Source organism: Variovorax paradoxus, assembly GCF_030815975.1.
Classification (GTDB): Bacteria; Pseudomonadota; Gammaproteobacteria; order Burkholderiales; family Burkholderiaceae_C; genus Variovorax; species Variovorax paradoxus_N.
The window spans coordinates 2,504,929-2,530,531 of record NZ_JAUSXL010000002.1 but is presented as its reverse complement, the minus strand read 5'-3'; the positions used below and the strand labels follow the sequence as shown (position 1 = coordinate 2,530,531).

31 protein-coding genes and 4 tRNA genes are annotated in these 25,603 nt (G+C 66.3%); 11 read left to right on the top strand and 24 right to left on the bottom strand.

The window, feature by feature from the left end; genetic code table 11:
- Positions 1-284: 284 nt before the first annotated feature.
- The 17 genes from rplA to trpE all read right to left on the bottom strand — a co-directional run bounded on the left by rplA (position 285) and on the right by trpE (position 11,397).
- Positions 285-983 (bottom strand): 50S ribosomal protein L1, encoded by a 699-nt coding sequence (gene rplA / locus QFZ47_RS15610; RefSeq protein WP_307656489.1) that lies wholly within the window; start codon positions 981-983, stop codon positions 285-287.
- Positions 984-1,415: a 50S ribosomal protein L11 gene (gene rplK, locus QFZ47_RS15605; protein WP_055801191.1), complete on the bottom strand. Its 432-nt coding sequence runs from the start codon at positions 1,413-1,415 to the stop codon at positions 984-986.
- Positions 1,416-1,551: 136 nt separating this feature from the next.
- The gene (nusG, locus tag QFZ47_RS15600) at positions 1,552-2,172 is read right to left on the bottom strand and encodes a transcription termination/antitermination protein NusG (protein ID WP_307656488.1); all 621 of its coding nucleotides are present in this window, start codon (positions 2,170-2,172) and stop codon (positions 1,552-1,554) included.
- On the bottom strand, positions 2,173-2,556 hold the full coding sequence (gene secE / locus QFZ47_RS15595; RefSeq protein WP_012745745.1) for a preprotein translocase subunit SecE: 384 nt from the start codon (positions 2,554-2,556) through the stop codon (positions 2,173-2,175).
- A 171-nt stretch (positions 2,557-2,727) separates the two neighbouring features.
- A tRNA-Trp gene (locus QFZ47_RS15590) sits at positions 2,728-2,803 on the bottom strand.
- A gap of 19 nt (positions 2,804-2,822) precedes the next feature.
- Positions 2,823-4,016 carry an elongation factor Tu gene (tuf, locus tag QFZ47_RS15585; RefSeq protein ID WP_307655600.1) on the bottom strand — a complete coding sequence of 398 codons (1,194 nt, stop codon included), beginning with the start codon at positions 4,014-4,016 and terminating at the stop codon, positions 2,823-2,825.
- Between the two features lie 73 nt (positions 4,017-4,089).
- A tRNA-Thr gene (locus QFZ47_RS15580) sits at positions 4,090-4,164 on the bottom strand.
- A gap of 41 nt (positions 4,165-4,205) precedes the next feature.
- A tRNA-Gly gene (locus QFZ47_RS15575) sits at positions 4,206-4,279 on the bottom strand.
- 66 nt (positions 4,280-4,345) lie between these two features.
- Positions 4,346-4,431, bottom strand: a tRNA-Tyr gene (locus QFZ47_RS15570).
- 92 nt (positions 4,432-4,523) lie between these two features.
- Positions 4,524-5,243 carry a uracil-DNA glycosylase gene (locus QFZ47_RS15565; RefSeq protein ID WP_307656487.1) on the bottom strand — a complete coding sequence of 240 codons (720 nt, stop codon included), beginning with the start codon at positions 5,241-5,243 and terminating at the stop codon, positions 4,524-4,526.
- Positions 5,240-6,040, bottom strand: coding sequence for an indole-3-glycerol phosphate synthase TrpC (gene trpC / locus QFZ47_RS15560; RefSeq protein WP_307656486.1), 801 nt, complete (start codon positions 6,038-6,040; stop codon positions 5,240-5,242). Before trpC ends, QFZ47_RS15565 begins: the two co-directional genes overlap by 4 nt.
- A gap of 29 nt (positions 6,041-6,069) precedes the next feature.
- Complete coding sequence (gene trpD, locus QFZ47_RS15555; RefSeq protein ID WP_307656485.1) at positions 6,070-7,095, bottom strand: anthranilate phosphoribosyltransferase; 1,026 nt, start codon at positions 7,093-7,095, stop codon at positions 6,070-6,072.
- Positions 7,096-7,115: 20 nt separating this feature from the next.
- The gene (locus tag QFZ47_RS15550) at positions 7,116-7,775 is read right to left on the bottom strand and encodes a LysE family translocator (RefSeq protein WP_307656484.1); all 660 of its coding nucleotides are present in this window, start codon (positions 7,773-7,775) and stop codon (positions 7,116-7,118) included.
- An 18-nt stretch (positions 7,776-7,793) separates the two neighbouring features.
- Positions 7,794-8,852 (bottom strand): low-specificity L-threonine aldolase, encoded by a 1,059-nt coding sequence (gene ltaE / locus QFZ47_RS15545; protein ID WP_307656483.1) that lies wholly within the window; start codon positions 8,850-8,852, stop codon positions 7,794-7,796.
- A gap of 7 nt (positions 8,853-8,859) precedes the next feature.
- Positions 8,860-9,444, bottom strand: a complete 585-nt coding sequence (locus QFZ47_RS15540) for an aminodeoxychorismate/anthranilate synthase component II (RefSeq protein WP_307656482.1) — start codon at positions 9,442-9,444, stop codon at positions 8,860-8,862.
- The gene (locus tag QFZ47_RS15535; RefSeq protein WP_307656481.1) at positions 9,441-9,833 is read right to left on the bottom strand and encodes a GxxExxY protein; all 393 of its coding nucleotides are present in this window, start codon (positions 9,831-9,833) and stop codon (positions 9,441-9,443) included. The genes QFZ47_RS15540 and QFZ47_RS15535 overlap by 4 nt, the downstream gene beginning before the upstream one ends.
- A 61-nt stretch (positions 9,834-9,894) precedes the next feature.
- Entirely contained in the window at positions 9,895-11,397 is a 1,503-nt protein-coding gene (gene trpE / locus QFZ47_RS15530) for an anthranilate synthase component I (protein ID WP_307656480.1), read from the bottom strand.
- Between the two features lie 329 nt (positions 11,398-11,726).
- On the opposite strand from trpE, the gene QFZ47_RS15525 reads away from it, so the two are divergent.
- The gene (locus QFZ47_RS15525; protein ID WP_307656479.1) at positions 11,727-12,323 is read left to right on the top strand and encodes a chalcone isomerase family protein; all 597 of its coding nucleotides are present in this window, start codon (positions 11,727-11,729) and stop codon (positions 12,321-12,323) included.
- Between the two features lie 11 nt (positions 12,324-12,334).
- Here the strand turns inward: QFZ47_RS15525 and QFZ47_RS15520 are convergent, their stop codons facing one another.
- Together QFZ47_RS15520 and QFZ47_RS15515 are read right to left on the bottom strand one after the other, a co-directional pair.
- Positions 12,335-13,000: an HAD family hydrolase gene (locus tag QFZ47_RS15520; RefSeq protein ID WP_370880638.1), complete on the bottom strand. Its 666-nt coding sequence runs from the start codon at positions 12,998-13,000 to the stop codon at positions 12,335-12,337.
- Positions 13,001-13,134: 134 nt separating this feature from the next.
- Positions 13,135-13,614 (bottom strand): ferritin-like domain-containing protein, encoded by a 480-nt coding sequence (locus QFZ47_RS15515; RefSeq protein WP_307656477.1) that lies wholly within the window; start codon positions 13,612-13,614, stop codon positions 13,135-13,137.
- Between the two features lie 291 nt (positions 13,615-13,905).
- Here QFZ47_RS15515 and QFZ47_RS15510 point away from each other — a divergent pair, with 291 nt between their 5' ends.
- A complete protein-coding gene (locus QFZ47_RS15510) occupies positions 13,906-14,133 on the top strand; it encodes a hypothetical protein (RefSeq protein WP_307656476.1) in 228 nt (75 codons plus the stop codon).
- 21 nt (positions 14,134-14,154) lie between these two features.
- Here QFZ47_RS15510 and QFZ47_RS15505 read toward each other — a convergent pair whose 3' ends face one another.
- Together QFZ47_RS15505 and QFZ47_RS15500 are read right to left on the bottom strand one after the other, a co-directional pair.
- Positions 14,155-14,610 carry a hypothetical protein gene (locus tag QFZ47_RS15505; protein WP_307656475.1) on the bottom strand — a complete coding sequence of 152 codons (456 nt, stop codon included), beginning with the start codon at positions 14,608-14,610 and terminating at the stop codon, positions 14,155-14,157.
- Positions 14,611-14,630: 20 nt separating this feature from the next.
- A complete protein-coding gene (locus QFZ47_RS15500; protein WP_307656474.1) occupies positions 14,631-14,984 on the bottom strand; it encodes a hypothetical protein in 354 nt (117 codons plus the stop codon).
- Between the two features lie 249 nt (positions 14,985-15,233).
- Here QFZ47_RS15500 and QFZ47_RS15495 point away from each other — a divergent pair, with 249 nt between their 5' ends.
- Positions 15,234-15,683 carry a beta/gamma crystallin domain-containing protein gene (locus tag QFZ47_RS15495; RefSeq protein ID WP_307656473.1) on the top strand — a complete coding sequence of 150 codons (450 nt, stop codon included), beginning with the start codon at positions 15,234-15,236 and terminating at the stop codon, positions 15,681-15,683.
- Positions 15,684-15,731: 48 nt separating this feature from the next.
- Here QFZ47_RS15495 and QFZ47_RS15490 read toward each other — a convergent pair whose 3' ends face one another.
- Complete coding sequence (locus QFZ47_RS15490; RefSeq protein WP_307656472.1) at positions 15,732-16,415, bottom strand: LuxR C-terminal-related transcriptional regulator; 684 nt, start codon at positions 16,413-16,415, stop codon at positions 15,732-15,734.
- 249 nt (positions 16,416-16,664) lie between these two features.
- Between QFZ47_RS15490 and QFZ47_RS15485 the strand changes: the two genes are divergently transcribed.
- A complete protein-coding gene (locus QFZ47_RS15485) occupies positions 16,665-17,990 on the top strand; it encodes a DotU family type IV/VI secretion system protein (RefSeq protein ID WP_307656471.1) in 1,326 nt (441 codons plus the stop codon).
- 22 nt (positions 17,991-18,012) lie between these two features.
- Complete coding sequence (locus QFZ47_RS15480) at positions 18,013-19,143, top strand: type VI secretion system protein (RefSeq protein ID WP_307656470.1); 1,131 nt, start codon at positions 18,013-18,015, stop codon at positions 19,141-19,143.
- Positions 19,144-19,152: 9 nt separating this feature from the next.
- On the opposite strand, the gene tssJ is transcribed toward QFZ47_RS15480, so the two are convergent.
- Positions 19,153-19,602, bottom strand: coding sequence for a type VI secretion system lipoprotein TssJ (tssJ, locus tag QFZ47_RS15475; protein ID WP_307656469.1), 450 nt, complete (start codon positions 19,600-19,602; stop codon positions 19,153-19,155).
- A 134-nt stretch (positions 19,603-19,736) separates the two neighbouring features.
- Between tssJ and tssA the strand changes: the two genes are divergently transcribed.
- The 6 genes from tssA (at position 19,737) to QFZ47_RS15445 (ending at position 24,693) form a co-directional block, all read left to right on the top strand.
- Positions 19,737-20,768 carry a type VI secretion system protein TssA gene (gene tssA / locus QFZ47_RS15470; protein ID WP_307656468.1) on the top strand — a complete coding sequence of 344 codons (1,032 nt, stop codon included), beginning with the start codon at positions 19,737-19,739 and terminating at the stop codon, positions 20,766-20,768.
- Positions 20,769-20,826: 58 nt separating this feature from the next.
- On the top strand, positions 20,827-21,345 hold the full coding sequence (tssB, locus tag QFZ47_RS15465; protein WP_307656467.1) for a type VI secretion system contractile sheath small subunit: 519 nt from the start codon (positions 20,827-20,829) through the stop codon (positions 21,343-21,345).
- A gap of 41 nt (positions 21,346-21,386) precedes the next feature.
- A complete protein-coding gene (gene tssC, locus QFZ47_RS15460) occupies positions 21,387-22,880 on the top strand; it encodes a type VI secretion system contractile sheath large subunit (protein ID WP_307656466.1) in 1,494 nt (497 codons plus the stop codon).
- Positions 22,881-23,022: 142 nt separating this feature from the next.
- Complete coding sequence (locus QFZ47_RS15455) at positions 23,023-23,505, top strand: Hcp family type VI secretion system effector (RefSeq protein ID WP_307656465.1); 483 nt, start codon at positions 23,023-23,025, stop codon at positions 23,503-23,505.
- A gap of 63 nt (positions 23,506-23,568) precedes the next feature.
- Entirely contained in the window at positions 23,569-24,129 is a 561-nt protein-coding gene (locus tag QFZ47_RS15450; RefSeq protein WP_307656464.1) for a hypothetical protein, read from the top strand.
- Between the two features lie 27 nt (positions 24,130-24,156).
- Entirely contained in the window at positions 24,157-24,693 is a 537-nt protein-coding gene (locus QFZ47_RS15445; RefSeq protein ID WP_307656463.1) for a peptidoglycan recognition protein family protein, read from the top strand.
- A gap of 13 nt (positions 24,694-24,706) precedes the next feature.
- Here the strand turns inward: QFZ47_RS15445 and QFZ47_RS15440 are convergent, their stop codons facing one another.
- Positions 24,707-25,546 (bottom strand): PP2C family protein-serine/threonine phosphatase, encoded by an 840-nt coding sequence (locus QFZ47_RS15440; protein ID WP_307656462.1) that lies wholly within the window; start codon positions 25,544-25,546, stop codon positions 24,707-24,709.
- Between the last annotated feature and the right edge of the window lie 57 nt (positions 25,547-25,603).

The following is a 25,603-nucleotide window of genomic DNA, read 5'->3' as shown; positions in this document are numbered from 1 at the left end:
GTCTACTCCTTTTAATGCGATCTTCGGCCGGGGCCTCGGATCGCGCTTCATGCAGCGACCAACTGTCAGGAACAAAATCGAATTCCTTGCAGCGGGATCGCCATCTGCGCTGATTGCCGGACAAAAGGTCCGGCGATTAAGTGCAGGCACCCTGCACACCAGCGGTCTTGGATGGCCCACGGCAACCGAAGCTGCCGCGACCCACCACATTTGCCCCGCTCCTTTCGGAGCCGGGCCAATTCACGCCTCGCTCACCGTCAAGTGAAGCGAAGCCTTCACATCTCTCAGCTCGCCGAGATGCTTTGCGTGTCCACGCGGACACCCAGACCCATGGTCGACGACACAGCCACCTTGCGCAGGAACACGCCCTTGCTGGTGGCCGGCTTGGCCTTGACCAGCGCATCGATGAGCGCGACCAGATTGCCTTGCAGCTTGTCGGTGTCGAACGAACGGCGGCCGATCGTGCCGTGGATGATGCCGGCCTTGTCGACGCGGAACTGGACCTGGCCAGCCTTGGCGTTCTTCACGGCCGTGGCGACGTCCGGGGTCACGGTGCCAACCTTGGGGTTGGGCATCAGGCCGCGCGGGCCGAGGATCTGGCCGAGCGTACCGACCACGCGCATGGCGTCGGGGGCAGCAATGACGACGTCGAAGGGCATGTCGCCAGCCTTGACCATCGCAGCCAGGTCGTCCATGCCGACGATGTCGGCGCCGGCGGCCTTGGCTTCTTCAGCCTTGGCGCCCTGGGCGAACACAGCCACGCGCTTGGTCTTGCCGGTGCCGTTGGGCAGCACGACGGCGCCACGCACGACCTGGTCCGACTTCTTCGCGTCGATGCCGAGCTGCACGGCCACGTCGATCGATTCGTCGAACTTGGCGGTGGCGGCTTCCTTCACGAGGCCGATGGCTTCGACAAGTGCGTACAGCTTGTTGCTGTCGACCTTGCCTGCGAGCGCTTTTTGCTTCTTGGTGATCTTGGACATTTACACGCCCTCCACATTCACGCCCATCGAACGGGCAGAGCCGGCGATGGTGCGAACTGCTGCGTCGAGGTCGGCGGCAGTCAGGTCCTTCATCTTGGCCTTGGCGATCTCTTCGAGCTGTGCACGCGTGATCTTGCCGACCTTGTCGGTGTGCGGACGGGCCGAGCCCTTGTCCAGCTTGATGGCCTTCTTGATCAAGGTGATCGCCGGGGGCGTCTTGATGATGAAGGTGAAGCTCTTGTCAGCGAACGCGGTGATGACCACCGGCAGCGGCAGGCCAGGCTCAACGCTCTGGGTCTGCGCGTTGAACGCCTTGCAGAACTCCATGATGTTCAAACCACGCTGGCCCAGTGCGGGACCGATGGGTGGTGACGGGTTGGCCTTACCAGCTGGTACTTGCAGCTTGATGAAGCCGACGATTTTTTTCGCCATGCTTTGCTCCTTGCGGGTGATATCGCCTTGGCTTTCGCCGCAGCTCCCCGGGGTTGAACGACTCTTCGATCAAGGCCGCGCGCCGAGTCGGACAACGCGCAGCCGGAAATGGTTCCGGTCCGAGGACCGGCGGGGCTCAGGTCTTCTCGACCTGGCTGAATTCGAGCTCCACAGGCGTCGCGCGGCCGAAGATCATGACCGACACGCTGACCTTGCTCTTCTCGTAGTTGACGTCTTCCACCGTGCCATTGAAGTCGGTGAACGGGCCTTCCTTGACGCGCACGAATTCGCCCACGGTGAACTCGACCTTGTGGCGCGGCTTCTCGGTGCCCTGCTGCATCTGGCTGACGATGCCCTCGACCTCTTTCTGCGAGATCGGAGCCGGACGGTTCTTGGCGCCGCCCACGAAACCCGTCACCTTGTTGGTGTGCTTCACCAGGTGCCAGCTCTCGTCGTCCATGATCATTTCGACCAGCACGTAGCCGGGGAAGAAGCGGCGCTCGGTGGTGCGCTTCTGGCCGTTCTTGATCTCGACCACTTCTTCGGTCGGCACCAGGATGCGGCCGAACTTGTCCTGCATGCCGGCGCGGTTGATGCGCTCGATGATGTTGCGCTCGACGGCCTTTTCCATGCCCGAATAGGCATGCACCACGTACCAACGCAGATCGGGGTTGGCGGCGGGAGCCAGCACGGAGGTGCTTTCTTCCTCGGGCGCGCCCGGCGTGGTGTCAACTGCGTTCACTGGATCAGCGGTCATTTATTTTCTCCAGCCCAGAATGAGGTCGAAAAACACCCATTCGAGCGTCTTGTCGGTGAGCCAGAGGAAGACGGACATGACTGCCACGAAGGCAAACACGTAAGCCGTCATCTGCATTGCTTCCTTGCGGGTCGGCCAGACGACCTTCTTGACCTCGCGCCACGAGTCGCGGCCGAAAGCCCACAGCTGGCGGCCATTCTCCGAACTGCCGAAGGCGCCCACGGCCGCGGCCAGGCCGACCAGCAGCGCAGCCCATTGCACCAGCGAGCCCTGGCGCGCCAGCAGGTAGAACGCCACGATGGCGCCCACTGCCAGCACCACCGACGCGGCCAATTTGGCCTTGTCGGCTCCCGTGCTCACGGTTTCGATTTGAGAAGTGGCCATGTTTGGCTGATTTCCTGTGGCCTTTCGGCCTTCAATTCAATGCGCCTTCTTGAGACGCCGAAGCCCATCGGGTCACGATGGGCTTTTTTAGCCTTCCATCGGGTCAACGATGGTCTTTTTTTAGCCTCCCATCGGGTCAACGACGGGCTTTTTTCGGAGGTGCCACCTAGGTGGCAGGGGCAGTAGGAATCGAACCTACAACCTTCGGTTTTGGAGACCGACGCTCTGCCAATTGAGCTATACCCCTCCGGTACTCTTTACTCGGCTCAGATGTCGAGGATCTTTGCCACGACGCCCGAACCCACGGTGCGGCCGCCTTCGCGGATGGCGAAGCGCAGGCCTTCTTCCATCGCGATCGGGTTGATCAGCTTCACGGTGATGCTGACGTTGTCGCCAGGCATGACCATTTCCTTGTCCGCGGGCAGCTCGATCGCGCCGGTCACGTCCGTGGTGCGGAAGTAGAACTGCGGACGGTAGTTGTTGAAGAACGGCGTGTGACGGCCGCCCTCGTCCTTGGACAGCACGTACACCTCGGCGGTGAAGTGCGTGTGCGGCTTGATCGAGCCGGGCTTGCACAGCACCTGGCCGCGCTCGACTTCTTCGCGCTTGGTGCCGCGCAGCAGCACGCCGACGTTGTCGCCGGCCTGGCCCTGGTCGAGCAGCTTGCGGAACATTTCCACGCCGGTGCAGGTGGTCTTGACGGTCGGGCGGATGCCCACGATCTCGATTTCCTCGCCGACCTTGATCACGCCGCGCTCGACGGCGCCGGTCACGACGGTGCCGCGGCCGGAGATCGAGAACACGTCTTCCACAGGCATCAGGAAGGTGCCGTCCACGGCGCGCTCGGGCGTCGGGATGTAGGTGTCCAGGGCGTCGGCCAGCTTCATGATGGCTTCTTCACCCAGCTTGCCCTTGTCGCCTTCGAGGGCGAGCTTGGCCGAGCCGTGGATGATGGGGGTGTCGTCGCCCGGGAACTCGTACTTGTCGAGCAGCTCGCGCACTTCCATTTCGACGAGCTCGAGCAGTTCAGCGTCGTCCACCATGTCGCACTTGTTCAGGAACACGATGATGTAGCCCACACCCACCTGGCGCGCCAGCAGGATGTGCTCGCGGGTCTGGGGCATGGGGCCGTCGGCGGCCGAGCACACGAGGATGGCGCCGTCCATCTGGGCGGCACCGGTGATCATGTTCTTGACGTAGTCGGCGTGGCCGGGGCAGTCGACGTGGGCGTAGTGGCGGTTGGCCGTTTCGTACTCGACGTGGGCGGTGTTGATGGTGATGCCGCGGGCCTTTTCTTCGGGCGCCGCGTCGATCTGGTCGTAGGCCTTGGCTTCGCCGCCGAACTTGGCCGACAGCACCGTGGCGATCGCAGCCGTCAGCGTGGTCTTGCCGTGGTCGACGTGACCGATCGTGCCCACGTTCACGTGCGGCTTGGTGCGGGTGAATTTACCTTTTGCCATTTTTCGACTCCGAAAAAAACGATTTCAACGTATGCAGATGGGTTGCAAACCTGCCGTTGCAACCCCCAGAAACTGGTGCCCTTTGCGGGAATCGGACCCGCGACCTCCCCCTTACCAAGGGGGTGCTCTACCACTGAGCCAAAAGGGCTTTTTGTCTAACCAATCGCTTCCGGCGCCGAACCGGGTCTCTGGAGCGGGAGACGGGAATCGAACCCGCGTCATCAGCTTGGAAGGCTGGGGTTCTACCATTGAACTACTCCCGCATCGGGGGCACTCCAAGGGCACCCAAAGCGCTAGATCCAATCGCTCTTAGAAACCAAATTCATCGCTGGTGGAGAGGGCTGGATTCGAACCAGCGTACTCGTAAGAGGGCAGATTTACAGTCTGCTGCCATTAACCACTCGGCCACCTCTCCGGCGAACCTCGAAATATAGCACGGTTTTGTGACTACGCAGAACTCAGCACCAAGAAGATGCGGGGGAACTGCACGAGGCGGAACAGCCGGCATTATCCGTGAATTCCGCCGTCCGGCTGCTGCGCCAGCCGCCATGCGCGCGCCTCGCCGAAATGGCCGCAACCGATGAACGGAACCGGCGGGCGCAGGGCGGAAAGCGGCGACGGATGATTCGACATCAGCACCTTATGGCGGCCAATGTCGATCAACGCGCGCTTACTTTGCGCATGCGAGCCCCAGAGCATAAAAACAACGGGTTTGGCACCGTCGGATACATGGCGGATCACGGCGTCGGTCAGCACCTCCCAGCCGCGGCCCGAATGGCTGGCCGGCAGCCCTTCCTCGACCGTGAGGCAGGTGTTGAGCAGCAGCACGCCGTGGGTCGCCCATTTCACCAGGCTGCCGCCAGGATTCGGAAACGGCGGCGGGGGCGTTCCAAGGTCGCGCTGCAGTTCCTTGAAGATGTTGCGCAGCGACGGCGGCAGCGCCACGCCGGACGCCACGGAGAACGCAAGCCCTTCCGCCTGGCCACGGCCGTGGTACGGGTCCTGCCCCAGGATGACGACGCGCACTTCGTCGGGCGGCGTCAGTTCCAGTGCCCGCAGCGGCTGCGGCGGGAAGATGACCGCGCCCGCGTCGAGGCGCTCGCGCAGGAAGCTGCGCAGCTTCTGCCCCACGATGCCGGCAAAGAAGCCGTCCACCAGCGGCTGCCAGCCTGGTGCGACGGGCCAATCGGCGGGATCGCTGCTCGCCAGCTGATCGGGCCGGTTCATTTGAACAATGCAGCGAGCGCCTCGCCGGGTTCCTTGGCACGCATGAAGGCTTCGCCGACCAGGAAGGCGTGAACGCCGGCCGCGCGCAGCGTTGCCACGTCCTCGCGCGTGGCGATGCCCGATTCGGTGACGGCCAGCCGGTCGGCCGGCAGCCTGGGCAGCAGGTCGATGGTGGCCTGGATCGACACCTCGAAATTGCGCAGGTTGCGGTTGTTCACGCCGATGAGCGGCGTCTTGAGGCCGAGCGCGCGTTCGAGTTCGGCCGCGTCGTGCACTTCGACCAGCACCGCCATGCCGAGCCCGCGCGCAATGGCTTCGTAGTCCTTCATCTGCGCATCGTCGAGGACAGCGGCGATCAACAGGACGGCATCGGCGCCCATCGCGCGCGATTCGTACACCTGGTAGGCGTCGACGATGAAGTCCTTGCGCAGCACCGGCAGGTCGCACGAGGCGCGGGCTTGCTTGAGGTAATCGACGCCGCCCTGGAAGAACTGCTTGTCGGTCAGCACCGAGAGGCAGGCGGCGCTGATCTGGCCGTCGCCTTCGGCATAGCTCTGCGCGATGTCGGCCGGAATGAAGTCCTCGCGCAGCACGCCCTTGCTCGGGCTGGCTTTCTTGACTTCGGCGATCACGGCGGCGTGACCGGCGGCGATCTTGGCGCGCAGCGCGCCCTCGAAATCGCGCGTCAGCACGCGGCTCTCGGCGTCGAAGCGCACGGCTTCGAGCGGGCTTCTCTTCTGCGCTGCAGCAATTTCCTGCCGCTTGACGGCAATGATCTTGTCGAGGATGTCGGACATTTTTCTGCGTTCCTGGCTGTTTTCCTGCTTCACGCCGCGGCCGTGGAGGCCTGGACCAGCTCGGCCAGCTTGGCGCGAGCCGCGCCCGATGCCACGGCTTCGCGCGCGCGCTCGATGCCCGCGGCGATCGAATCGGTCACATTGGCGGCATACAAGGCCGCGCCGGCATTGAGCAGCACGATGTCGAGCGCCGGGCCGGCCTGATTGTCGAGCACACCGAGCAGCATGGTCTTCGATTGCTCGGGCGTTTCCACGCGCAGCACGCGGTTGCTCGACATGGCAAAGCCGAAGTCCTCGGGATGCAGTTCGTACTCGCGTATCTCGCCGTCCTTGAGTTCGCCCACCATGGTGGCGGCGCCGAGCGAGATCTCGTCCATGCCGTCGCGCCCATACACCACCATCGCGTGCTCGGTGCCCAGGCGCTGCAATGCGCGCACCTGGATGCCCACCAGGTCGGGGTGGAACACGCCCATCAGGATGTTCGGCGCGCCGGCCGGATTGGTCAGCGGCCCGAGGATGTTGAAGATGGTCTTGATGCCCAGTTCCTTCCGCACCGGCGCGACGTTCTTCATGGCCGGATGGTGATTGGGCGCGAACATGAAGCCGATGCCCACCTGCTCGATGGAGCGCGCGATCTGCTCGGGCTGCAGGTTGATGTTGACGCCCAGCGACTCCAGCACGTCGGCACTGCCCGACTTGCTCGACACGCTGCGCCCGCCGTGCTTGCTGACCTTGGCGCCCGCCGCGGCCGCAACGAACATGGAGCAGGTCGAGATGTTGAAGGTGTGCGAGCCGTCGCCGCCGGTGCCGACGATGTCGACCAGATGCGTGGTGTCCTTCACGGGCACCTTGGTCGACACCTCGCGCATCACCTGTGCGGCCGCGGTGATCTCGCCGATGGTTTCCTTCTTGACGCGCAGGCCGGTGATCAGCGCCGCCATCATCACTGGCGAACATTCGCCGCTCATGATGAGCCGCACGATGTGCAGCATCTCGTCGTGGAACACCTCGCGGTGCTCGATGGTGCGCTGCAGTGCTTCCTGGGGGGTGATCATGGGGAGTCTCCTCGGTGTTTTCAGGGGCCGACGCGGCCGGCCGGCGCGTCCGTGAATGCAAGCTTGAGGCCGAAGCCGATGAACAACACGCCGGCCGCGCGGTCGAGCCAGTGCATGCCCTTCTGCACGGCGCTCCTGCGCGCCATCCAGCCGGCGAACGCGGCCCATCCCACGATGACGGGAATGGAATTCAGGTTGAACAGCACGCCCAGCAGCACGAAATACAGGCCCTTGTTGTCGGCGTCCGGCGCGATGAACTGCGGCACGAAGGCCAGGAAGAACAAGGCGACCTTGGGGTTCAGCACATTGGTCCAGAAGCCGCCCAGAAAGATGCCCTTGAGCCCGCGTTCGTCCGGCGCGGCGGCCGCCTGCTGCAGATCGGCCGGCGCCTTGGCGCGCGAGAACACCATGCGCACGCCAAGGTACAGCAGGTAGGCCGCACCGACGTACTTGAGCACCGTGAAGGCGGCCGCCGAGGTGGCCAGCAGCGTGCCGACGCCGACCGCCGCCGCGAAGATGTGGACGAAGCAGCCAGTGAGAATGCCGAAGCCGCCGACGATGCCCGCGCGCACGCCGGAGCGCAGCGAGTTGGCGACGATGTAGAGCACGTCGGGCCCCGGCGTCAGGTTCAGCAGCCAGCCGGCGGCGATGAAAGCGAGCAGATGCGGAAGATCGGGCATCGCACAGCTCCTTGAGGTTCAGGCGTTGAAGAAACCGCGGATGGCCGCAACGGCGCGGTCCACGCCGGCCGCATCGACATCGAGGTGCGTCACGAAGCGAAGGCGATAGAGCCCGGTGGCGAGAATGCCCTGCCCGTTGAGGCTCGCGAGCAGTTCCGGAGAACGCGCCTGCGCGGCGCCCGTGAGGTCCACGAACACGATGTTCGTGTGCGGCGCCTCGACCTTCAGGCCCTCGATGCCTTCGAGCCCCTGCGCCAGGCGCTGGGCGAGTGCATGGTCGTCGGCGAGCCGGTCGATGTGATGGTCGAGCGCATGCGAAGCGGCCGCTGCGAGCAGGCCCGCCTGCCGCATGCCGCCGCCCGCCATCTTGCGGATGCGGTGCGCCCGCGCGATGAATTCGCGCGAACCGACCAGCGCCGATCCGATCGGCGCGCCCAGGCCCTTGCTGAAGCAGACCGACACGCTGTCGAAGCACTGGGCGATGCGGCACGCCTCGGGGCGCACGTCGCCATGCCTGTTCTGCGCCGCCTGCGCCGTGGCGGCATTGAAAAGCCGCGCGCCATCGAGGTGCCGCTGCAGCCCCTTGCTTTTCGCCAAGTCCGTTGCCGCCTGCACGTATTCGAACGGCAGCAGCTTGCCGCCCAGCGTGTTCTCCAGCGCCAAAAGCCGCGTGCGCGCGAAGTGCGCGTCGTCGGGCTTGATGGCGGCTTCGATCTGCGCGAGCGGCAGCGTGCCGTCGGGGGCATGGTCGAGCGGTTGCGGCTGCACGCTGCCGAACACCGCGGCGCCGCCGCCTTCCCAGCGGTAGCTGTGCGCCTGCTGGCCGACGATGTACTCGTCGCCGCGGCCGCAGTGCGAGAGGATCGCGCACAGGTTGCTCTGCGTGCCGGTCGGCACCAGCAGCGCCGCCTCGAAACCCAGCAGCGCGGCGATCTTCTCCTGCAGCGCGTTGACGCTCGGATCGGTGCCGAAGACGTCGTCGCCGAGCGGCGCCGCCATCATGGCCTCGCGCATCGCCGGGGTGGGTTGCGTGACGGTGTCGCTGCGCAGGTCGACGAGGGGGGAGCGGTCTGTCATAGCGGGGTCAATCGAGAAAGTTCTTGAGCATGGCGTGGCCGTGCTCCGTCAGGATGGATTCGGGGTGGAACTGCACGCCCTCGATGCGCACCTCATGCGCAAAGCCGGTGTGCCGCACGCCCATGATCTCGCCGTCGTCGGTCCACGCGGTGATCTCCAGCGCCTTCGGGCAGCTTTCGCGCTCGATGGAGAGCGAGTGGTAGCGGTTGACGATGAACTTCTCGGGCAGCCCCGCGAACACGCCTTCCTGCGTGGTCGTGATCTCGCTGGTCTTGCCGTGCATGAGCTGCTGCGCGCGAATGATCTTGCCGCCGAAGGCCGCGCCGATGGCCTGGTGGCCCAGGCACACGCCGAGGATCGGCAGCTTGCCAGCGAACGCCTTGATGGCCGCCACCGAAACGCCCGCTTCCGCCGGCGAGCAGGGCCCCGGCGACACCACGAGCCGCGTGACGCCCGAAGCGATCAGCTCGCCGATCTGCGCCACCGTGATCTCGTCGTTGCGGTGCACCTGAACATCCGCACCCAACTCGCCCAGGTACTGGACGATGTTGTAGGTGAAGGAATCGTAGTTGTCGATCATCAGCAGTTTCATGGCTTGCTCACAATCCTATGCACGCCCTTGACGACGGGGAACACGTTGAAGTTGATCAGAAGGCCCAGCTTGAGGCCCGAGAGGCGCAGAGCGGCGAGCACCTGCGCGCGGTGCAGGTCGGCCAGCGCGTCGACCGCCTTGAGCTCGACGATGACCGACTGCTCGACCACGAAGCCCGCGCGGTACACCTCGCCGAGCGAGCGGCCCTTGTAGCTGGCCGACAGCGCCACGTCGCGCGTGAAGCCGATCTCGCGCTCGGCGAGTTCGATGGCCAGTGCCGCGGCATAGGCGTCCTCGCTCAGGCCGGTGCCGAGCACGCGCTGCACTTCGACGGCGGCGCCGATGATCTCGTGCGAGAAGTCGTTCTGGATATCGGGTGCGGAATTCATCGTAGTACCTCCGTGCTGCGCACTGCGGTGCGAGCTTGCTTGGGGCGGCCCGGCGCTGCGCTCATTCCAGGCCTTCCTCGACCAGTTCGGCGGCACGCAGCAATGCGCGCGCCTTGGCTTCCGTTTCTTTCCACTCCAGCTCAGGCACCGAATCGGCGACCACGCCGGCCGCGGCCTGCACGTGCAGCATCTGGTCCTTCACGATGCCGGTGCGGATGGCGATGGCCACGTCCATGTCGCCGGCATAGCTGATGTAACCGCAGGCGCCGCCGTAGAGGCCGCGCTTGGTGGGCTCGAGTTGGTCGATGAGTTCCATCGCATGCACCTTGGGCGCGCCGGTCAGCGTGCCGGCCGGGAACGTGGCCTTGAGCACGTCGATGGCGGTCATGCCGTCCTTCAGCGTGCCTTCGACGTTGCTCACGATGTGCATCACGTGGCTGTAGCGCTCGACCGCGAAGGCCTCGGTCATCTTCACGGTGCCGGTCTTGGCGATGCGGCCGATGTCGTTGCGCGCGAGGTCGATCAGCATGACGTGCTCGGCGCGCTCCTTGGGGTCGTTGATGAGCTCTTCCTCGGCCGCCTTGTCGAGCTCGAGCGAAGCGCCGCGCGGGCGCGTGCCGGCCAGCGGGCGGATGGTGATCTTCTGTTCGCCGTCGCCCGTGTTCTCCTGGCGCACCAGGATCTCGGGCGAAGCGCCCACCACGTGGAAATCGCCCAGGTGGTAGTAGTACATGTAGGGCGAGGGATTGAGCGAGCGCAGCGCGCGGTACAGCGACAGCGGCGACTCGGTATAGCGCTTGCTGATGCGCTGGCCCACCTGCACCTGCATGAAGTCGCCGGCGGCGATCATCTCCTTGGCGCGCTCCACGGCCGCCAGGTAGTCGGCCTTGGCAAAGCTGCGCTCGGGCGGATGCGGCTGCGTGGGCTTCACGACGGGCGCGCTCACCGAATACTTGAGCTTTTCCTTGAGTTCGCGCAGGCGGCGCTTGCCCACCGCGTAGGCCTCGGGCTGCTTCGGATCGGCATAGACGATGAGGTAGAGCTTGCCCGAGAGGTTGTCGATGACGGCCAGCTCTTCGCACTGCAGCAGCAGGATGTCGGGGCAGCCCAGCGCGTCGGGCGGGCAGCTCTTTTCGAGCTTGCGTTCGATGTGGCGCACGGTGTCGTAGCCGAAGTACCCCGCGAGGCCGCCGCAGAAACGCGGCAGGCCGGGCCGCAACGCCACTTTGAAGCGCTTCTGGTACTCGGCGATGAAATCGAGCGGATTGCCCGAGGCGGTCTCGACGACCTGGCCGTCGGTCACCACCTCGGTCACCGCCTCCGATCCGAAGCCGCTGGCGCGCAACAGCGTACGCGCCGGCAGGCCGATGAAGCTGTAGCGCCCGAAGCGCTCGCCGCCCACCACCGATTCGAGCAAAAAGCTGTGCTTGCCGCCGCCTTGCGAATGAGCGAGCTTCAAATAGAGGGAAAGAGGCGTTTCGAGGTCGGCAAAGGCCTCGGCCATCAGCGGAATGCGGTTGTAGCCCTGGGCGCTGAGGCTCTTGAATTCAAGTTCGGTGATCACGGATTCGTTCTCCAGTTGCCGGCCGGCGCTGCTTGGCCGGTGGCAAGGTCATTCACTGGTGTGGCCCGGAGTCGAGAAAAGCGATCCGGTACCGCGGGCGCACGGCGTGCGCCGTGCAATCAAACAGTCAGCGAAGTATGGCGACGCCAGGGCCAGGCTCCCCGGCTGCCTTCACCTGTTTGAATGATGTGATGAACGAACATGGAGCGTGGAGTTTAGCCCACGAAAACGCCGCCGGGTGCAGCCGGCGCCTTCAGGGTTCCCCCGAGGGCCGCCAGTAAAACGAAAAGATACATTCGAACGATCGTTCGCAAATCAAGGAAGCCCGCGTGCCTGCTCTTTCGCTCCCGCCCCTGTTCTCCCGCCTGGCCGTGCTGGCCTGCGCCTGGTTCGCGCTGGGCGCCTCGGCCGCGCAGGTCGACGTGGCCGGCGTCAAGCTGAACGACACCCTCGACCTGCGCGGCAGCACCTTGCAGCTCAACGGCGCGGGGGTGCGCTACAAGGCCATCTTCAAGGTGTACGCGGCGGGGCTGTACGTTGGAAAGAAAGTCTCCACGCCCGAAGAGGCGCTGGCCGCGCCCGGACCCAAGCGCGTGGCCATCACCATGCTGCGCGACATCGATGCCGACGAGCTGGGCAGGTTCTTCACCAAGGGCGTGGAAGAAAACTCGCCCAGGAGCGAGATGGTCAACCTCATTCCGGGGCTGCTGCGCATGGGCCGGATGTTCTCCGACCAGAAGCAGCTCAAGGCCGGCGACACCTTCACCATCGACTGGCTGCCGGGTACCGGGACGCTGGTGACCGTGCGCGGCGTGCCGCAGCCCGATCCGGTGAAGGAGCCCGCGTTCTTCAACGCGCTGCTGCGCATCTGGCTCGGGCCGGCGCCGGCCGACTGGAAGCTCAAGGACGCGCTGCTCGGCAAGTAGCCGCAGCGCCGTCAGGAAACGGCCCGGTCGATTTCGGCGAGCGAGTCCAGGAAGCCGTCGGCATCGACGCCGCGTATCGGCTCGCCATGGTTGTAGCCGTAGGTCACGAGCACCACCGGGCAGCCGGCGGCGCGCGCGGCCTTGGCGTCGTTGCTCGAGTCGCCGATCATCAGTGTGCGGGCGGGAACGGTGCCCAGCGCCTCGCAGGCCTTCAGGAGCGGCAGCGGGTCGGGCTTCTTGCGCGCGAAGGCATCGCCGCCGAAGGCGAAGTCGAAGAAGCCGTCGAGCCCCTTCGCAGCCAGCAGCGGCTTGGCGAACGAGCTCGGCTTGTTGGTGAGGCAAGCCAGGCGCAGGCCGCGCGAGCGCAGCGCCTTCAAACCCTCGACCACGCCCGGATACACCGCCGAATGCTGTCCGTTGATGGCGAGATAGTGGTGCTGGTAGCGTTCCCAGGCCCGGTCGAAAAGCGCCTGTGCGCGCGCATGCAGCAGCTCTGCCTCGGCACCCTGAGGCACCGCGCCGCCGGATGACATCACGTGCGCGAGCGCCGAAAGAATCAGGTGCTCGGAGCCCTTTCCCACCATCTTCTCGATGGCGGCCGGCGCCACTGGCGGCAGCGAAAGGTCGCCGAGCATGTGGTTGAGCGACACCGCGAAATCGCCGAGGGTGTCGACCATGGTGCCGTCGAGATCGACGATGGCGGCATCGAAGCGGGTGGGGTCGAAGTGAACAGGGGTCAAGGACAAGGCCGCCGGAGTTGCAGGACGGTGTCCATTTTGCCCCCGGTGGCCCCGCCTCGCGCAGAGCCCCTTTACTTGGTGCGCATCTCGTCGCGCAGCCGCTTGATCTGGTCGTGGTTGCGCTTGGCGCCTTCGGCCTGCTGCTGGATCACCGCGCGCACGTCGGCTGGCAGATCCTCCTTCAGCGCCTTGCGGTAGCGCGCCACCGCGGCGTCTTCACCGCGCTCGCACTCTTCGAGCATGGAGAGCGCGCTGTTGGCGCCCACCGAACCCTTCACGTGCACCCAGCCGCGGTGCATGGCACCGGTCGCCGTGCCGCCCTTGTCGGGCGAGCCGCCGAAACGCTGGATGAGCTGGGCCAGCTCTCCCGCTGCCTTGGCGCATTCGGCCGAGCGGCTCTGGAAGACCTGCTTGAGTTGCGGCGAGTCGACCTCCTCGGCACAGGCGCGGAAGCCGTATTCGCCGTCGCGCGAGTTCTCCAGCAGATCGTTCAGCACCTTGACCACGTCCTCGGTGGTGGCGGTGTCGGCGGTGTTCATGTGGTTGGCCATGTCTGACTCCTTGGTATGCCTCATCGATAGGGAGGCGGATTGAAAATTGCCAGCAAATGCGGTACCGGAAGGCAGCCGCATTGCGCTGGTCCCAGGAGAAATGGTGTTCGAGTGAACGAGGACCGGTGTCGGTTTCGCCTGACGTCCGCTGTAAGCGTTCTTCGGAGCGCGTCCGGCCTGCGAATCCCCGCAGGCCTGCGGCCGGCGCGGGAATGCTGTTCTTGCCTACACGCGCGAGCCAAGAGCGCGCGAGAAATGAGGCTTGCAGCTTTTCGAAGGATCTACAGTCCCATGACTTCCACCACGCAGATCGACGCCCGCATCGCCGGCGATGTCTCATTCCGCGCCGGCGATGGCCCGCAGTTGAAGATCCCGAAGGGCAACTGCCAGATCATGATGGCCGACGACAGCGTCGTGCTCACCTGGACCGACAGCGGCCAGTCGCTGACCGCGGCCATTCCCAAGCTCGAGTTCGACCGCTACATCCAGGATGGCGCGATCGTCCTGGGCCGGGGCTGACGACGGCTGCGCGTGCTGCGCTCATTCCTCGCGCAGGCTGCTGCTGGCACGCGCGTCGAGCGCCTGCGCATACGAAGCGGCTTCCTCCGGCGTCATGGAGCCTTCCAGCTCGGCCAGTTCGAGCCGTTCGAAGTCGTAGGCAATCCATTCGAACAGGTGGGACTTCGGCATGTCGTCAAAGCTTTCGCTGTCGCTCCATGACTGCAGGCGCACAGGCGCGCTTTCCAGCAGCAGGCGCAGGTACAGCGCGCGCGCAATCTTGATTTCCGCGATCTGGCATGGATCGTCGATCAGGAGGCGCAGTTGCGCGAGCACCTGCTCGCAGTGCAGCACCCGGCGATGCGCCTCGCCGATCGCGGCCTCGCACGACGCGGGAACGTCCGCCCTCGCCTGCCACGCACGGTGGAATTCGCGCGCGATTCGCGCATAGGCAAGCTGCTGGAGGCCGTGGAGCGCGCAGTCAAGTTGGCCATGCATGGCGTTGCACCGGACTCGCCTCAATCGGGCTTGTCGCCGGCGTCCTCCGCTTCGTCGTTTTCTTCATCTTCCGTGCCGGCAAGCTCGTCGGGCGCGCCCGCGTCCTCGGTGCGGTCAGGCAGGATGTCCGCATCGGGCGCCGATGGCGGAGCGTCCGCCGACGCGCGCTCGCCGGTGCCTTCGGCGTCGGTGCTGCTTTCGTGCGCGATGGGGATGGCGCCCTCCGCGGCATCATCGGGAATGGCGGTGCGTTCGCGCGACGTGCGCACGTCGCTTCCGCTGTCGCTCGTGTCGCTGGGGCCCAGGCGGTCGACGTCCTTTCCCTTCGGTTCCTCTGGCGGACGGTCGCCTCCCAGGATGCTGCTCGTGGCCATGGCTTCCTTCAATGAAAAAGTGGGGTGGGAATGAATGGCCAGACTGGACATTCGAAGCAGCGGCTGGCGTAGGAAAGGGGCGCATCCGGGCAGCAGCCATTCGCGGAGATTTCGCACCGGCGTTGCGCGCGGCAAACGCTGCCGTCGCGGCGCGGGGACGGGAGCTTGGGCGTTCTTCCTACGCGGCGGGGAACCGTGGCCGCTAGCCTGGGCGGCTCGCTTTCCCAACTGCACAACCATCCCGATCCAATGAAGAATTTCCGCTATCTCATGATTGCCGGCGCAATGGCGCTTGGTGCCTGCTCCAACATGCCGGGTCCCACGCGCTCGGCCAGTCCGACAGCCTCCACGGACAACCAGCCCGACCCCACGATCCTGCTGGTGCCGGTGCGCATCGAGGACCCCGCGCTGGCCTCCGGCTGCTGGGCCCAGTTCTATACCGGGCGCAACTTCCAGGGCGACATGCTGACGCTGGTGGGTCCGGCCGAGGTGCAGAGCATGGACCGGGGCACCGCACGGCAGCTCAAGCGCGACATCGACAGCGTGAGCGTGGGCCCGCGCGCCACGCTCCAGGTGTATGAACACGCGATGTTCAGGGACCGGACGGTCAACTTCGCGGCCAACAGCCGTGAAGGCGGGCTGATGCGAAAGCTCGGCTTCGGCGGCCGCATCGAGGCGATGAAGCTCAGCTGCTCCTGAACGAGAGGAGAACGCCGCGCTCGCAACCGCGCCGGCCTTCGTTGCGGCTCAGGCCTGCTGCGCTTCGGTCAGCGCCTGCGCGGCCACCACCGCCTCGGTGCGGTTGCGCACGTTGAGCGCGCGGAAGATCGCCGCCAGGTGGATCTTGACCGTGCCTTCGCTGATGCCGAGGCTGCGGCCGATGAGCTTGTTGGGCTTGCCCTGCGACAGCAGCTGCAGCACCTCGACCTGGCGCTCGGTGAGCACGCTGCGCAGGTGCTCGAGCGTCTGCGAGGAAGCGCCTGCAGAGCGCGCATCGCCGTTCTGCGCAGGCGCCACGCCGGCCACGATGCCGGGCGGCAGCGCCGTGAGCATCATGGGCGGCACGTACACGCCGCCGGCCAGCACCAGCCGCACGGCCGACAGCATGACCTCGGGCGAGTAGGCCTTGGGAATGAAGCCGAGCACGCCGCGTTCGAGCGCGCTGCGCATGATGGCCGGGTCTTCGTAGCCCGAGAGCACGATGACCGGCACGGCCGGATGGCGGCGGCGGATTTCGTCGATGTGCGCCTGGCCGGCGGCGCCGGGCATGTTGAGGTCGATCAGGGCCAGGTCGAGCTCGTCGGTGGCGCCGGCAAGCAATTCGTCGACGCTCATCGCCAGGACGAACTCGATGCCGGGCTCGAGCTCCGACAACTTGGCCTTGACCGCTTCGATGACGAGCCGGTGGTCGTCGGCGATCAGAATTTTCATGGCGTGTCCCAGTGTCCCAGCGTGCATTGAACTCAGCGGATGCCGAAGATACCGGCGATTGCTCCGCGCAGCAAGGCCGTTTGCCCGACGAACGGCATAGTCCCCAAGCGATATGGCGCCCGCCACCGGGCGTTCGGAAGATGGAATCCTTACTCGAAGGAACCGGGGACATGGGGATATGCCATCGCAGCAGGCGCCGGTGCAAGGCATTCTCCGCAATGCAGGCGCGGTGAACGGACACGGTCATCCATGGTCCGGCTGCTCGACTGTTTTTCCGCATTCGTCTCCTTCGGCCTCGCCCTCGATGCATCGATTGCCACCGGCCGCGCCGCGCCGGCCTCGCACGGTGCTGCACGGCAACAGGCCCGCCGGCTGCTCGACGCGGCGCGCGCCAGCGCATCGGGCAAGCCTGCCGCACAGATCGAATCGGCGGCTTTTGCGATGGTGGCCTGGATCGACGAGATCCTGGCGCGCCATCCCGGCGCGGGCGTGGGTGCGGTGCCGCTCCAGGTCGAGCTGTTCAACTCGAACAACGCCCACAGCGAGTTCTTCCACCACCTGTCGGCATTGACTGCAGAGGACGACGAGCTGCGCGAGGTCTACTGGCATGCGCTGGTGCACGGCTTCAAGGGCCAGTATTACTTCGAGAGCGACGACCGGGGCGAGCTCGGCAAGCTGAAGGAGCTGCACGGCCGCCAGCTGCGGCTCAGACCCATGGCGCTCGGCAGCCTGGTGCAGAACCGCATCACGCCGCAACCGTATGGCGTGGCGGATCCGCCGGGCCCGCACGACGTGCGCCGCCGCGACCGCGCCTTGCTGCGCGCCATCGGCATGCTCGCGCTGCTGCTGCCGCTGCTCTATTTCCTGTCGTGGCAGTGGTTCGCCGGGCCGCACGCGGGGGAGCCGGAACCGGCCCAGCGCATCGAGCAGCACCTTCAAAGCTATGCATGCGCCGATCTCTCGGCTTCTGCCAGCAAGGAGGGCAGGCTGCATGTGAGCGGCTTCGTCTCGCTGCCGGCCGATGTCGAGAGGGTGGGGCACGAAGTGGCCGGCCTGCCCAACGTCGGCTCGCCCACGTTCGATGTCAGGCTGCGCGTGTGGCCGCACTGCGAGGTGTTCGCCATCCTGAAGCCGTACCAGTTGCGCAACCGCGAGAAGGCCTACGGACTGGGCGTGATGGCCGTGACGGCCAGCGACGGCCGGCTGCGCGAAGGAGACGACGTGCGCGTGCAGGTGGCCGCGCCCAGGCACGACAGCTACCTGTGGGTGGACTACTACACCGCCGATGGTTCCGTCATGCACCTGAACACCGGCCAGGCGCCTGCGCGGCTGCGCGCCGGCGAAAAGCTGGAGCTGGGCCGCGACATCCCCTCGAGCTGGCTGGTGGCTCCGCCCTTCGGCACGGTGCTGGTCACGGTGCTCTCGTCGCCCGCGCCGTTCGACGGGACCGCCGACCGGCCGCCGTACGAACTCGCGTCGGCCTATCTGCTGCGGCTGCGCGAGGCGCTCGCGACCAACAGGGGCGCGGAGCGGCTGCTGGCCGATTTCGAGTTCCTCGAGACCACCGCGCGCTGAGACCCGCAACACCACGCCCGCCATGGCCGCCGCGCTGTCGCCCGCCCACTTCTTCTGGCTCCTGCTCGTGCTGTGCCTGGCCGGCTTTGCACTGCTGTACGCCACGGTCCGCGACGCGGGCTGCGGTGCGCGCCGCCGCGCGCTGCGGCGGCGCATTGCCGCGCTCGGCGCGCCGGCGGCCGAGGCCGACGAAGCCGCTATCGAAGCCACCATCGAAGCTATGAGGGAGGCCATGTCGCACGCACGCCAGCTCTTGCGCCAGCCACCGCGGCAGCGCGCCGCGCCGGTGCCCTGGTTTCTCTTTCTCGGCGACGCGGCGGCCAACGTGCCGGGGCTGCTGGCGGCGGCCCATGCCGAACGCCTGGCCGCTTCGGGCAGCGAGCCTTTCGGCGGACCGTACTGGCGCTGGTGGCTCACCGGTTCGATGACGGCCATCGAGCTTCACCCGAGCGCCGTCAGCGACGTGGCCGCGGCGCCGCACGCGCGCACGCTATGGCTCCAGGCGCTTCTCGCGCTGGCCGAGCGGCGCGACCGCATCCCGATCAATGGTCTGGTGGTCTGCGTGGCAGCGAGCGAGCTGCTGCAGCCGGGCGGCGCAGGCATGAAGCCGCTGGCCACAAGAATGCGCCGGCTGCTCGACGAGGCCGCCGACACCTTGCGCCTGCAGCTGCCGGTCTATCTGGTCGTGACGGGCCTCGAGCAGCTGGCCGGCTATGCCACGCTGCGCGGCGCGCTGCCGCCCGAGGTACTGGCCCAGGCCATCGGCCATCGCCTGGTCGGACCGGCCGCCCATGGCGAGGCGGCGGCCGAACGGCTCGACGCCTTGTTCGACCCGATGGCGCGGCAGCTGCATGCGCTGCGAATGGCGCTGTTGTGCGAACAGCCGGGCGCATCGGGCCGGCTCGCGATCCATGACTTCATCGAGGCGCTGCGTGCGCTCCAGCCCGCGCTGCGCGAGGTGGCCGAGGCCTTGTTCGAAAGCCACGGCCGCGGTTCGCGCGGCCCGCGATGGCGCGGGCTCTATTTGACGGCCGCCGCATCTGGCGCGGCCGGCGGCGCGTTCGTGAACGATTTGTTCGAGCGCTTCCTTCCGGCCGACCAGCCGCTCGCGCGGCCCGGCCGCCCGCCGAACGCCAGCGCTGCGCGTTCCTGAAGGGGCGGGCTACTTGTTTTCGATGCGGATCTGGCGAGCGCCGAAGGTCACGGTCAGCGTCTGCGGCTTGCCCGGTTCCACCGCGCGCACTTCGCGCCAGCGCGCACGGTCGAGATCGCGGAACGCCGCCATCACGCCGATGGCCTTGGCATCGGCCGGCAGCGTGAGATCGAGCTTCTTGCTCTCGCCCGGGCGCAGCAGCATCTCTTCGCGCTGCACCAGCTCGGCGCCGAGCGTGGCTTGGTCTTTTTCGAACAGCGAGAAGAAGTCGGCCCCTTCGAAGGGGCCGGGCGACTTCAGCGCATAGACGCGCACCGTGAGCGGCGACGCGCGGCCGCGCGCATCGGGGTTGGCATCGGCACCTGCAACCAACGTGATCGACACCGGCGTGACCACGGGTTTGCTTGCGCAGCCTGCCATCAGCACGCCGGCCAGCGCGAGGCCACAGGCCAGCGCCATGCGCCGCGAAGCCGCAGCAGGAGAGCGTCCATAGGACGAATGGTATGTACCCAGCGTGCGCATGCTATTCCCTTCGTTGCATTGACCGGTTCGGTTGCATCTTTGATTATCACCAGCCAACTCGAACAGGCAACATGCTGACCAACGAACTTGTCGAAGCCCTGCTCACGCCCATCGGCGAGGCATCGCCGTGCGGCGACGACCTGGAGTACGACGCGGCCTTTACCGCGCTCACCACGTCAGCGCAGGGCAAGCCCGAGCAACAGTTCGGCGACACCGTCATCCCGGCGGTGGAGCCGGAGTGGCGCGAGGTGGCCGAGCAATCCGACGCCATCCTGCGCCGCAGCAAGGACGTGCGCGCCGCGGTGCTGCTGCTGCGCGCAGCGACGCGGCTGCAGGGCCTTGCCGGTTTCGTTGCCGGGCTCGAACTGCTCACCCGCCTGCTCGACACATTCTGGGACGGCATACATCCAAAGCTCGATGCAGAGGACGACAACGATCCCACCATGCGCCTGAATGCGCTCGCGCCGCTCGGCGACGAAGCCATGGTGCTGCGCGACCTGTACGACGCGCAGGTGGGCGTGGCGCCCGGCGTGGGCGCCATTCGCGTACGCGACATCGCGGTGGCCAACAACGCATTGAACGCAGTGGGCGGCGAAGCCACCTATTCGCCGGCACAGATCCAGGGCGGCCTCGAAGCGCTTCATGCCGAGCGGCCCGAGCTGATCCAGGCCGCCATCGGCGTGCCCGGCCTGATCGAGAAGCTGCAGGCCCTCCTGGTGGAGCGCACCGGCCGCTCCGACGTGATCGACCTCTCCCCGCTGCGCGCCATCGGCCGCATGCTGCAGAAGGCCTGCAGCGCCGCCATCGGTGCGCCGGAAGAAACCGGCGCCGCCGAGGGGACGGAAGGCGATGCGCTGCAGGCCGGCGGCACGCCGCGGCCCGCTGCCGCGCGCGGCGAGATCCAGAGCCGGCAGGACGCGCTGCAGACGCTGGACCGCGTGATCCGCTTTCTCGAACAGTCCGAGCCCGGCAACCCCGCGCCGCTCCTGATCGAGCGCGCCAAGAAGCTCATCGGCGTGAGCTTTCTCGAAATCATGGCCAACCTCGCGCCTGGCGCGCTGGACACGATCGAGACCGTGACCGGCAAGCGCGCGTCCGAGTAGGCCCATTCCCTCTTTCAGTTCACCGACCCATCCCATTCATCCCGCAAGGAGCATCGCCATGGCCAAGAGCAGTCAGAAATTCATCGCCCGCAACCGGGCGCCACGCGTGCAGATCGAATACGACGTGGAACTCTACGGCGCCGAGAAGAAGATCCAGCTGCCCTTCGTGATGGGCGTGCTGGCCGATCTGTCGGGCAAGCCGTCCGATCCGCTCGCGCCTGTGGCCGACCGCAAGTTCCTCGAGTTCGACGTCGACAACTTCGACTCGCGCATGAAGGCCATGAAGCCGCGCGCCGCCTTTGCGGTGGAGAACTCGCTGACCGGCGAAGGCGAACTCAAGGTCGAGCTCACCTTCGAGAACATGGAAGATTTCTCGCCCGCCGCCGTGGCCAGGAAGGTCGGCGCGCTCGACAAGCTGCTCGAGGCGCGCACCCAGCTGTCGAACCTCGTGACCTACATGGACGGCAAGAACGGCGCCGAGGAACTGCTGGCCAAGGTGCTCGAAGACCCGGCACTGCTGCAGTCGCTGGCGGCCACCGCCAAGCCCGACGACGAAGCGGCCAAGCCGGCCGCCTGATTCCCATCGCCTGACCCACCGGACCACGAGGAGAAACCACCATGGCCGAAGCACTCGAGCAGAGCGCACTCAAGGATGTCGCCTATGCGGGCAGCGATTTTTCATCGCTCCTGCAAAAGGAATTCAAGCCGCGCAGCGACGAAGCCAAGAGCGCCGTCGAAGCCGCGGTGCTCACGCTCGCGCAGCAGGCGCTGAGCAACAGCACCGTCATCGGCAAGGACGTGACCAAGTCGATCCAGGCGATGATCGCCGCAATCGACGCCAAGCTGACCGACCAGGTCAACAAGATCATTCACCACCCCGACTACCAGAAGCTCGAGAGTGCGTGGCGCGGCCTGCACTACATGGTGAACAACACCGAGACCGATGAGCACCTGAAGATCCGGGTGATGGACGTCTCGAAGACCGACCTCGCCAAGAGCCTCAAGAAGTTCAAGGGCGCGGCCTGGGACCAGAGCCCGATGTTCAAGAAGATCTACGAACAGGAATACGGCCAGTTCGGCGGCGAGCCCTTCGGCGCGCTGGTGGGCGACTACCACTTCGACCAGAGCCCGCCCGACATCGAGCTGCTCGGCGAGATGTCCAAGATCGCGGCCTCGGCGCATGCGCCCTTCATCACCGGCGCGAGCCCCAACCTGATGCAGATGGAGTCTTGGCAGGAGCTCGCCAACCCGCGCGACCTGACCAAGATCTTTCTCACGCCCGAGTACGCCGGCTGGCGGTCGCTGCGCGACTCCGATGATGCCAAGTACCTTGGCCTGTGCATGCCGCGCTTCCTGGCGCGCACGCCCTACGGTGCCAACACCAATCCGGTGGAGGAATTCGACTTCGAGGAAGACACCGCCGGCGCTGATCACAGCAAGTACGCCTGGGCCAACGCAGCGTATGCGATGGCCACCAACATCAACCGCTCCTACAAGCTGTACGGCTGGGGTTCGCGCATCCGCGGCATCGAGTCGGGCGGCGCGGTGGAGAACCTGCCGCTGCACACCTTCCCGAGCGACGACGGCGGCGTGGACCAGAAGTGCCCGACCGAAATCGCCATCAGCGACCGGCGCGAGGCCGAACTGTCGAAGGCCGGCCTGCTCTCGCTCATCCACCGCAAGAACTCCGACTTCGCGGCTTTCATCGGCGCGCAGTCGCTGCACAAGCCGGCCGAGTACGACGACCCCGACGCCACGGCCAATGCCAACCTGGCGGCGCGCCTGCCTTACCTCTTTGCCTGCAACCGCTTCGCGCACTACCTGAAGTGCATCGTGCGCGACAAGGTCGGCAGCTTCAAGGAGCGCGACGACATGCAGCGCTGGCTCAACAAATGGATCATGAACTACGTGGACGGCGACCCGGTCAATTCGTCCGAGGAAACCAAGGCCAGGAAGCCCCTGGCCGCGGCCGAGGTGGTGGTGGAAGAGGTCGAGGGCAACCCCGGCTACTACACCTCGAAGTTCTTCCTGCGCCCGCACTACCAGCTCGAAGGCCTCACGGTGTCCCTGCGCCTGGTGTCGAAGCTGCCCTCGGGCAAGGGCGCCAAGTAGCGGGCGGCATATGCCTTCGGCGGGCCTTTGAAATCAGGGCCCGCTGCTCGTTCTCTCCATAGCTCCCGGGCACCACCGCCGACCAGGCACCGCACGGAAGCCCTGTTTTTTCTGACTCACACACAACTGAAAGGTAAGCATCATGGCTGCAGACATGTTTTTGAAGCTCGAAGGCGTCGACGGCGAATCCAAGGACGATTCGCACAAGAAGGAAATCGACGTTCTCGCCTGGAGCTGGGGTGCCGCCCAGTCCGGCACCGGCCACGTGGGCGGCGGCTCGGGCGCGGGCAAGGTGAACGTGCAGGACCTCTCGGTCACCAAGTATGTCGACTCCGCCTCGCACCTGCTGCTGCTCGACTGCTGCAACGGCCAGCACATCAAGAAGGGCACGCTGGTGGTCCGCAAGGCCGGCGCCACGCCGCTCGAATACATCAAGCTCACGATGGAGGACATCATCGTCAGCAACGTCCACACCGGCGGCAGCGGCGGCGAAGACCGCCTGACCGAAACCATCACGCTGAACTTCTCGAAGTTCAAGTACGAGTACACGCCGCAGAAGTCCGACGGTTCCGGCGACGGCACCAAGGAAACCGGCTGGGACATCGCGGCCAACAAGAAGGTCTGACGCGCCTCTCCGGCTGCCGCTCGCGGTCGGAGGCCGTTTCAACCTTCGAGCCGGAGACACGCGATGGCAACACTCAACGCCAAGGCCCTTCAGTGGGCCAGCGCACAGGCCGGAAAGCAGATCGGCGCGGGCGAATGCTGGGACCTGGCCAACCAGGCCCTGCTCCAGGCCGGCGCCGGCACCTCGTCGGACTTCGGCCCGACTGGCGACGACGACGACTACATCTGGGGCAGCGAAGTCGCGCTCAAGGATGCGCTTCCAGGCGACGTCCTGCAGTACCGCAACTACGAGATGACGACGACCACCACGACCGACGTCACCTTTGCCGATGGCTCGGGCTGGACCGACAGCCCCTACGTGACGGTCGGCCACCCGCACCACACCTCGATCCTTTCCAAGAATCCCGGCACCGGCGCCGTCACGGTGCTGGAGCAGAACCACAAGGGCAACAAGGAAGCCGTGCGCTCGAGCACGATCCGCTGGAAGGGCTCGTCCACCCAGACCACCACGACCAAGCAGATGAAGCGCCAGGACAACGACAAGATGGCATCGGCCGTCGTGGTGGTCACGGTGGACGTGACGGTGAGCGGCACGCTCAAGGCCTACCGGCCGAAGAAGCCTTGAGGCCTGCGAACGAACAGGAGTTCAAGCATGAGCAGCAAGTGGAACAACGATGACTACCACCCCTATGCGGATGAGTACTACCCGCTGAGCAAGCACTACGGCGGCCCGGGGGCTGCCGGCCTGATGAAGAAGACCGGCATCAGGGGACTGATCGTCCACATCACGGACGGCAACAGCCTGCTCAGCTCGCTCAAGACGACCTGGGAAAACCGGGCGGCCTCGGCCCACTTCGCGGTGGACAAGGGCGGCACGATCGCGCAGTACATTCCGCTGTCGCAGCGCTCGTGGGCCGTCGATGGCTGGAAGGTGGACAACCTCTGGTACAGCGTGGAGAACGTCGCCGTGCACGGCGAAACCCTCACCAACATGCAGATCCGCATGTGCGGCTACCTGCTGGCCTGGCTCAATGGGGAATACGGGGTTCCGCTGAAGCTGGCGGACACGCCGGACGACAGCGGCCTCTCCTACCACGCAATGTTCACCAAGTCGAAGCCCTGCCCCGGCAAGCCGGTCATCGCGCAGCTGCAGGACATCGTGGACGCCGCCGCCGGATTGAGCGGCTAGGGGCGCTGGTTCGTCAGTCCAGCGGTTTGCCGGGCGCCGCCGAAGGTTCTTCGATCGAAGCCGGCCTCGTCTCTTCCTCGGCCGCCGGCATCAGGCGCGTGGCGTCGTCGACGTCATCGGGAATCACCCACAGCGTGAGCGCCGTGTAGTTGTCGTACCCCGGCTTGGCATGCGCCTTGATCTGCGCGTCGAGCTGCTCGGTCCACTGGCTGGGCGTGCGCGAAGCGTGCAGCGTGTCGACCAGGCGTTCGTCGCCCAGCGGCTCCCACACGCCGTCGCTGCACAGCAGCAGCACGTCGCCCGGCATCAGGCGCATGCGGTCGGACACGGTGATGTCGGGAGCTTCCTCCACCGAGCCGAGCGCCGAGAGCAGCATGTTGCGCTGCGGATGCAGGCGCGCGCCTTCCTCGTCGAGCATGCCGCCCGCCACCATCTGCTGCACCAGGCTGTGATCGGTGGTGCGTGCCACGATGGCGCCGCCGCGGAACAGGTAGGCGCGGCTGTCGCCGCTGTGCACCCAGGCCAGCGCCTGGCTCTCCAGGTCGATGGCCGCAAAGACGATGGTCGAGCGCATGCCGGCGAGCGTTCCGCCTTCGGCCTGGCGCGCCACCACGTCGCGGTTGGCCTGTTCGACCAGCGTACGCAATGTGAATTCGTCCAGCCCCGGCGCCGCCGAGAAGCCGCCCAGCACGCTGCTGCGCGCCGTCGCCGCCGCCACGTCGCCGCCGCCATGGCCGCCCGCGCCGTCGGCCACCAGGCAGGCGACGTAGCGCTCGTCGTGCCAGTGGCCATGGACGTCCTCGTTGTAGTTACGGCCGCCCTGTCGGGACAGCGTGACGATTTCGATTTCCAAGCGGGGTGCCTCGCGTTTGCTGCTGCTGATGCTGTTGTACTTGTGCCTGAGGGAGCG

Excerpts from the sequence above, each read along its gene's own strand:
- tssC (WP_307656466.1), top strand. The coding sequence starts at position 21,387 with ATGGCCGAAGCACTCGAGCAGAGCGCACTCAAGGATGTCGCCTATGCG.
- nusG (WP_307656488.1), bottom strand. The coding sequence starts at position 2,172 with ATGACCGCTGATCCAGTGAACGCAGTTGACACCACGCCGGGCGCGCCC.
- QFZ47_RS15510 (WP_307656476.1), top strand. The coding sequence starts at position 13,906 with ATGACTTCCACCACGCAGATCGACGCCCGCATCGCCGGCGATGTCTCA.
- QFZ47_RS15445 (WP_307656463.1), top strand. The coding sequence starts at position 24,157 with ATGAGCAGCAAGTGGAACAACGATGACTACCACCCCTATGCGGATGAG.
- trpC (WP_307656486.1), bottom strand. The coding sequence starts at position 6,040 with ATGTCCGACATCCTCGACAAGATCATTGCCGTCAAGCGGCAGGAAATT.
- QFZ47_RS15540 (WP_307656482.1), bottom strand. The coding sequence starts at position 9,444 with ATGAAACTGCTGATGATCGACAACTACGATTCCTTCACCTACAACATC.
- QFZ47_RS15485 (WP_307656471.1), top strand. The coding sequence starts at position 16,665 with ATGGTCCGGCTGCTCGACTGTTTTTCCGCATTCGTCTCCTTCGGCCTC.
- tssA (WP_307656468.1), top strand. The coding sequence starts at position 19,737 with ATGCTGACCAACGAACTTGTCGAAGCCCTGCTCACGCCCATCGGCGAG.
- rplA (WP_307656489.1), bottom strand. The coding sequence starts at position 983 with ATGTCCAAGATCACCAAGAAGCAAAAAGCGCTCGCAGGCAAGGTCGAC.
- QFZ47_RS15495 (WP_307656473.1), top strand. The coding sequence starts at position 15,234 with ATGAAGAATTTCCGCTATCTCATGATTGCCGGCGCAATGGCGCTTGGT.
- secE (WP_012745745.1), bottom strand. The coding sequence starts at position 2,556 with ATGGCCACTTCTCAAATCGAAACCGTGAGCACGGGAGCCGACAAGGCC.
- QFZ47_RS15565 (WP_307656487.1), bottom strand. The coding sequence starts at position 5,243 with ATGAACCGGCCCGATCAGCTGGCGAGCAGCGATCCCGCCGATTGGCCC.
- QFZ47_RS15450 (WP_307656464.1), top strand. The coding sequence starts at position 23,569 with ATGGCAACACTCAACGCCAAGGCCCTTCAGTGGGCCAGCGCACAGGCC.
- QFZ47_RS15505 (WP_307656475.1), bottom strand. The coding sequence starts at position 14,610 with ATGCATGGCCAACTTGACTGCGCGCTCCACGGCCTCCAGCAGCTTGCC.
- rplK (WP_055801191.1), bottom strand. The coding sequence starts at position 1,415 with ATGGCGAAAAAAATCGTCGGCTTCATCAAGCTGCAAGTACCAGCTGGT.
- trpD (WP_307656485.1), bottom strand. The coding sequence starts at position 7,095 with ATGATCACCCCCCAGGAAGCACTGCAGCGCACCATCGAGCACCGCGAG.
- QFZ47_RS15520 (WP_370880638.1), bottom strand. The coding sequence starts at position 13,000 with ATGGTCGACACCCTCGGCGATTTCGCGGTGTCGCTCAACCACATGCTC.
- QFZ47_RS15490 (WP_307656472.1), bottom strand. The coding sequence starts at position 16,415 with ATGAAAATTCTGATCGCCGACGACCACCGGCTCGTCATCGAAGCGGTC.
- ltaE (WP_307656483.1), bottom strand. The coding sequence starts at position 8,852 with ATGACAGACCGCTCCCCCCTCGTCGACCTGCGCAGCGACACCGTCACG.
- QFZ47_RS15455 (WP_307656465.1), top strand. The coding sequence starts at position 23,023 with ATGGCTGCAGACATGTTTTTGAAGCTCGAAGGCGTCGACGGCGAATCC.
- QFZ47_RS15515 (WP_307656477.1), bottom strand. The coding sequence starts at position 13,614 with ATGGCCAACCACATGAACACCGCCGACACCGCCACCACCGAGGACGTG.
- tuf (WP_307655600.1), bottom strand. The coding sequence starts at position 4,016 with ATGGCAAAAGGTAAATTCACCCGCACCAAGCCGCACGTGAACGTGGGC.
- tssB (WP_307656467.1), top strand. The coding sequence starts at position 20,827 with ATGGCCAAGAGCAGTCAGAAATTCATCGCCCGCAACCGGGCGCCACGC.
- QFZ47_RS15480 (WP_307656470.1), top strand. The coding sequence starts at position 18,013 with ATGGCCGCCGCGCTGTCGCCCGCCCACTTCTTCTGGCTCCTGCTCGTG.
- QFZ47_RS15535 (WP_307656481.1), bottom strand. The coding sequence starts at position 9,833 with ATGAATTCCGCACCCGATATCCAGAACGACTTCTCGCACGAGATCATC.
- tssJ (WP_307656469.1), bottom strand. The coding sequence starts at position 19,602 with ATGGCGCTGGCCTGTGGCCTCGCGCTGGCCGGCGTGCTGATGGCAGGC.
- QFZ47_RS15500 (WP_307656474.1), bottom strand. The coding sequence starts at position 14,984 with ATGGCCACGAGCAGCATCCTGGGAGGCGACCGTCCGCCAGAGGAACCG.
- QFZ47_RS15550 (WP_307656484.1), bottom strand. The coding sequence starts at position 7,775 with ATGCCCGATCTTCCGCATCTGCTCGCTTTCATCGCCGCCGGCTGGCTG.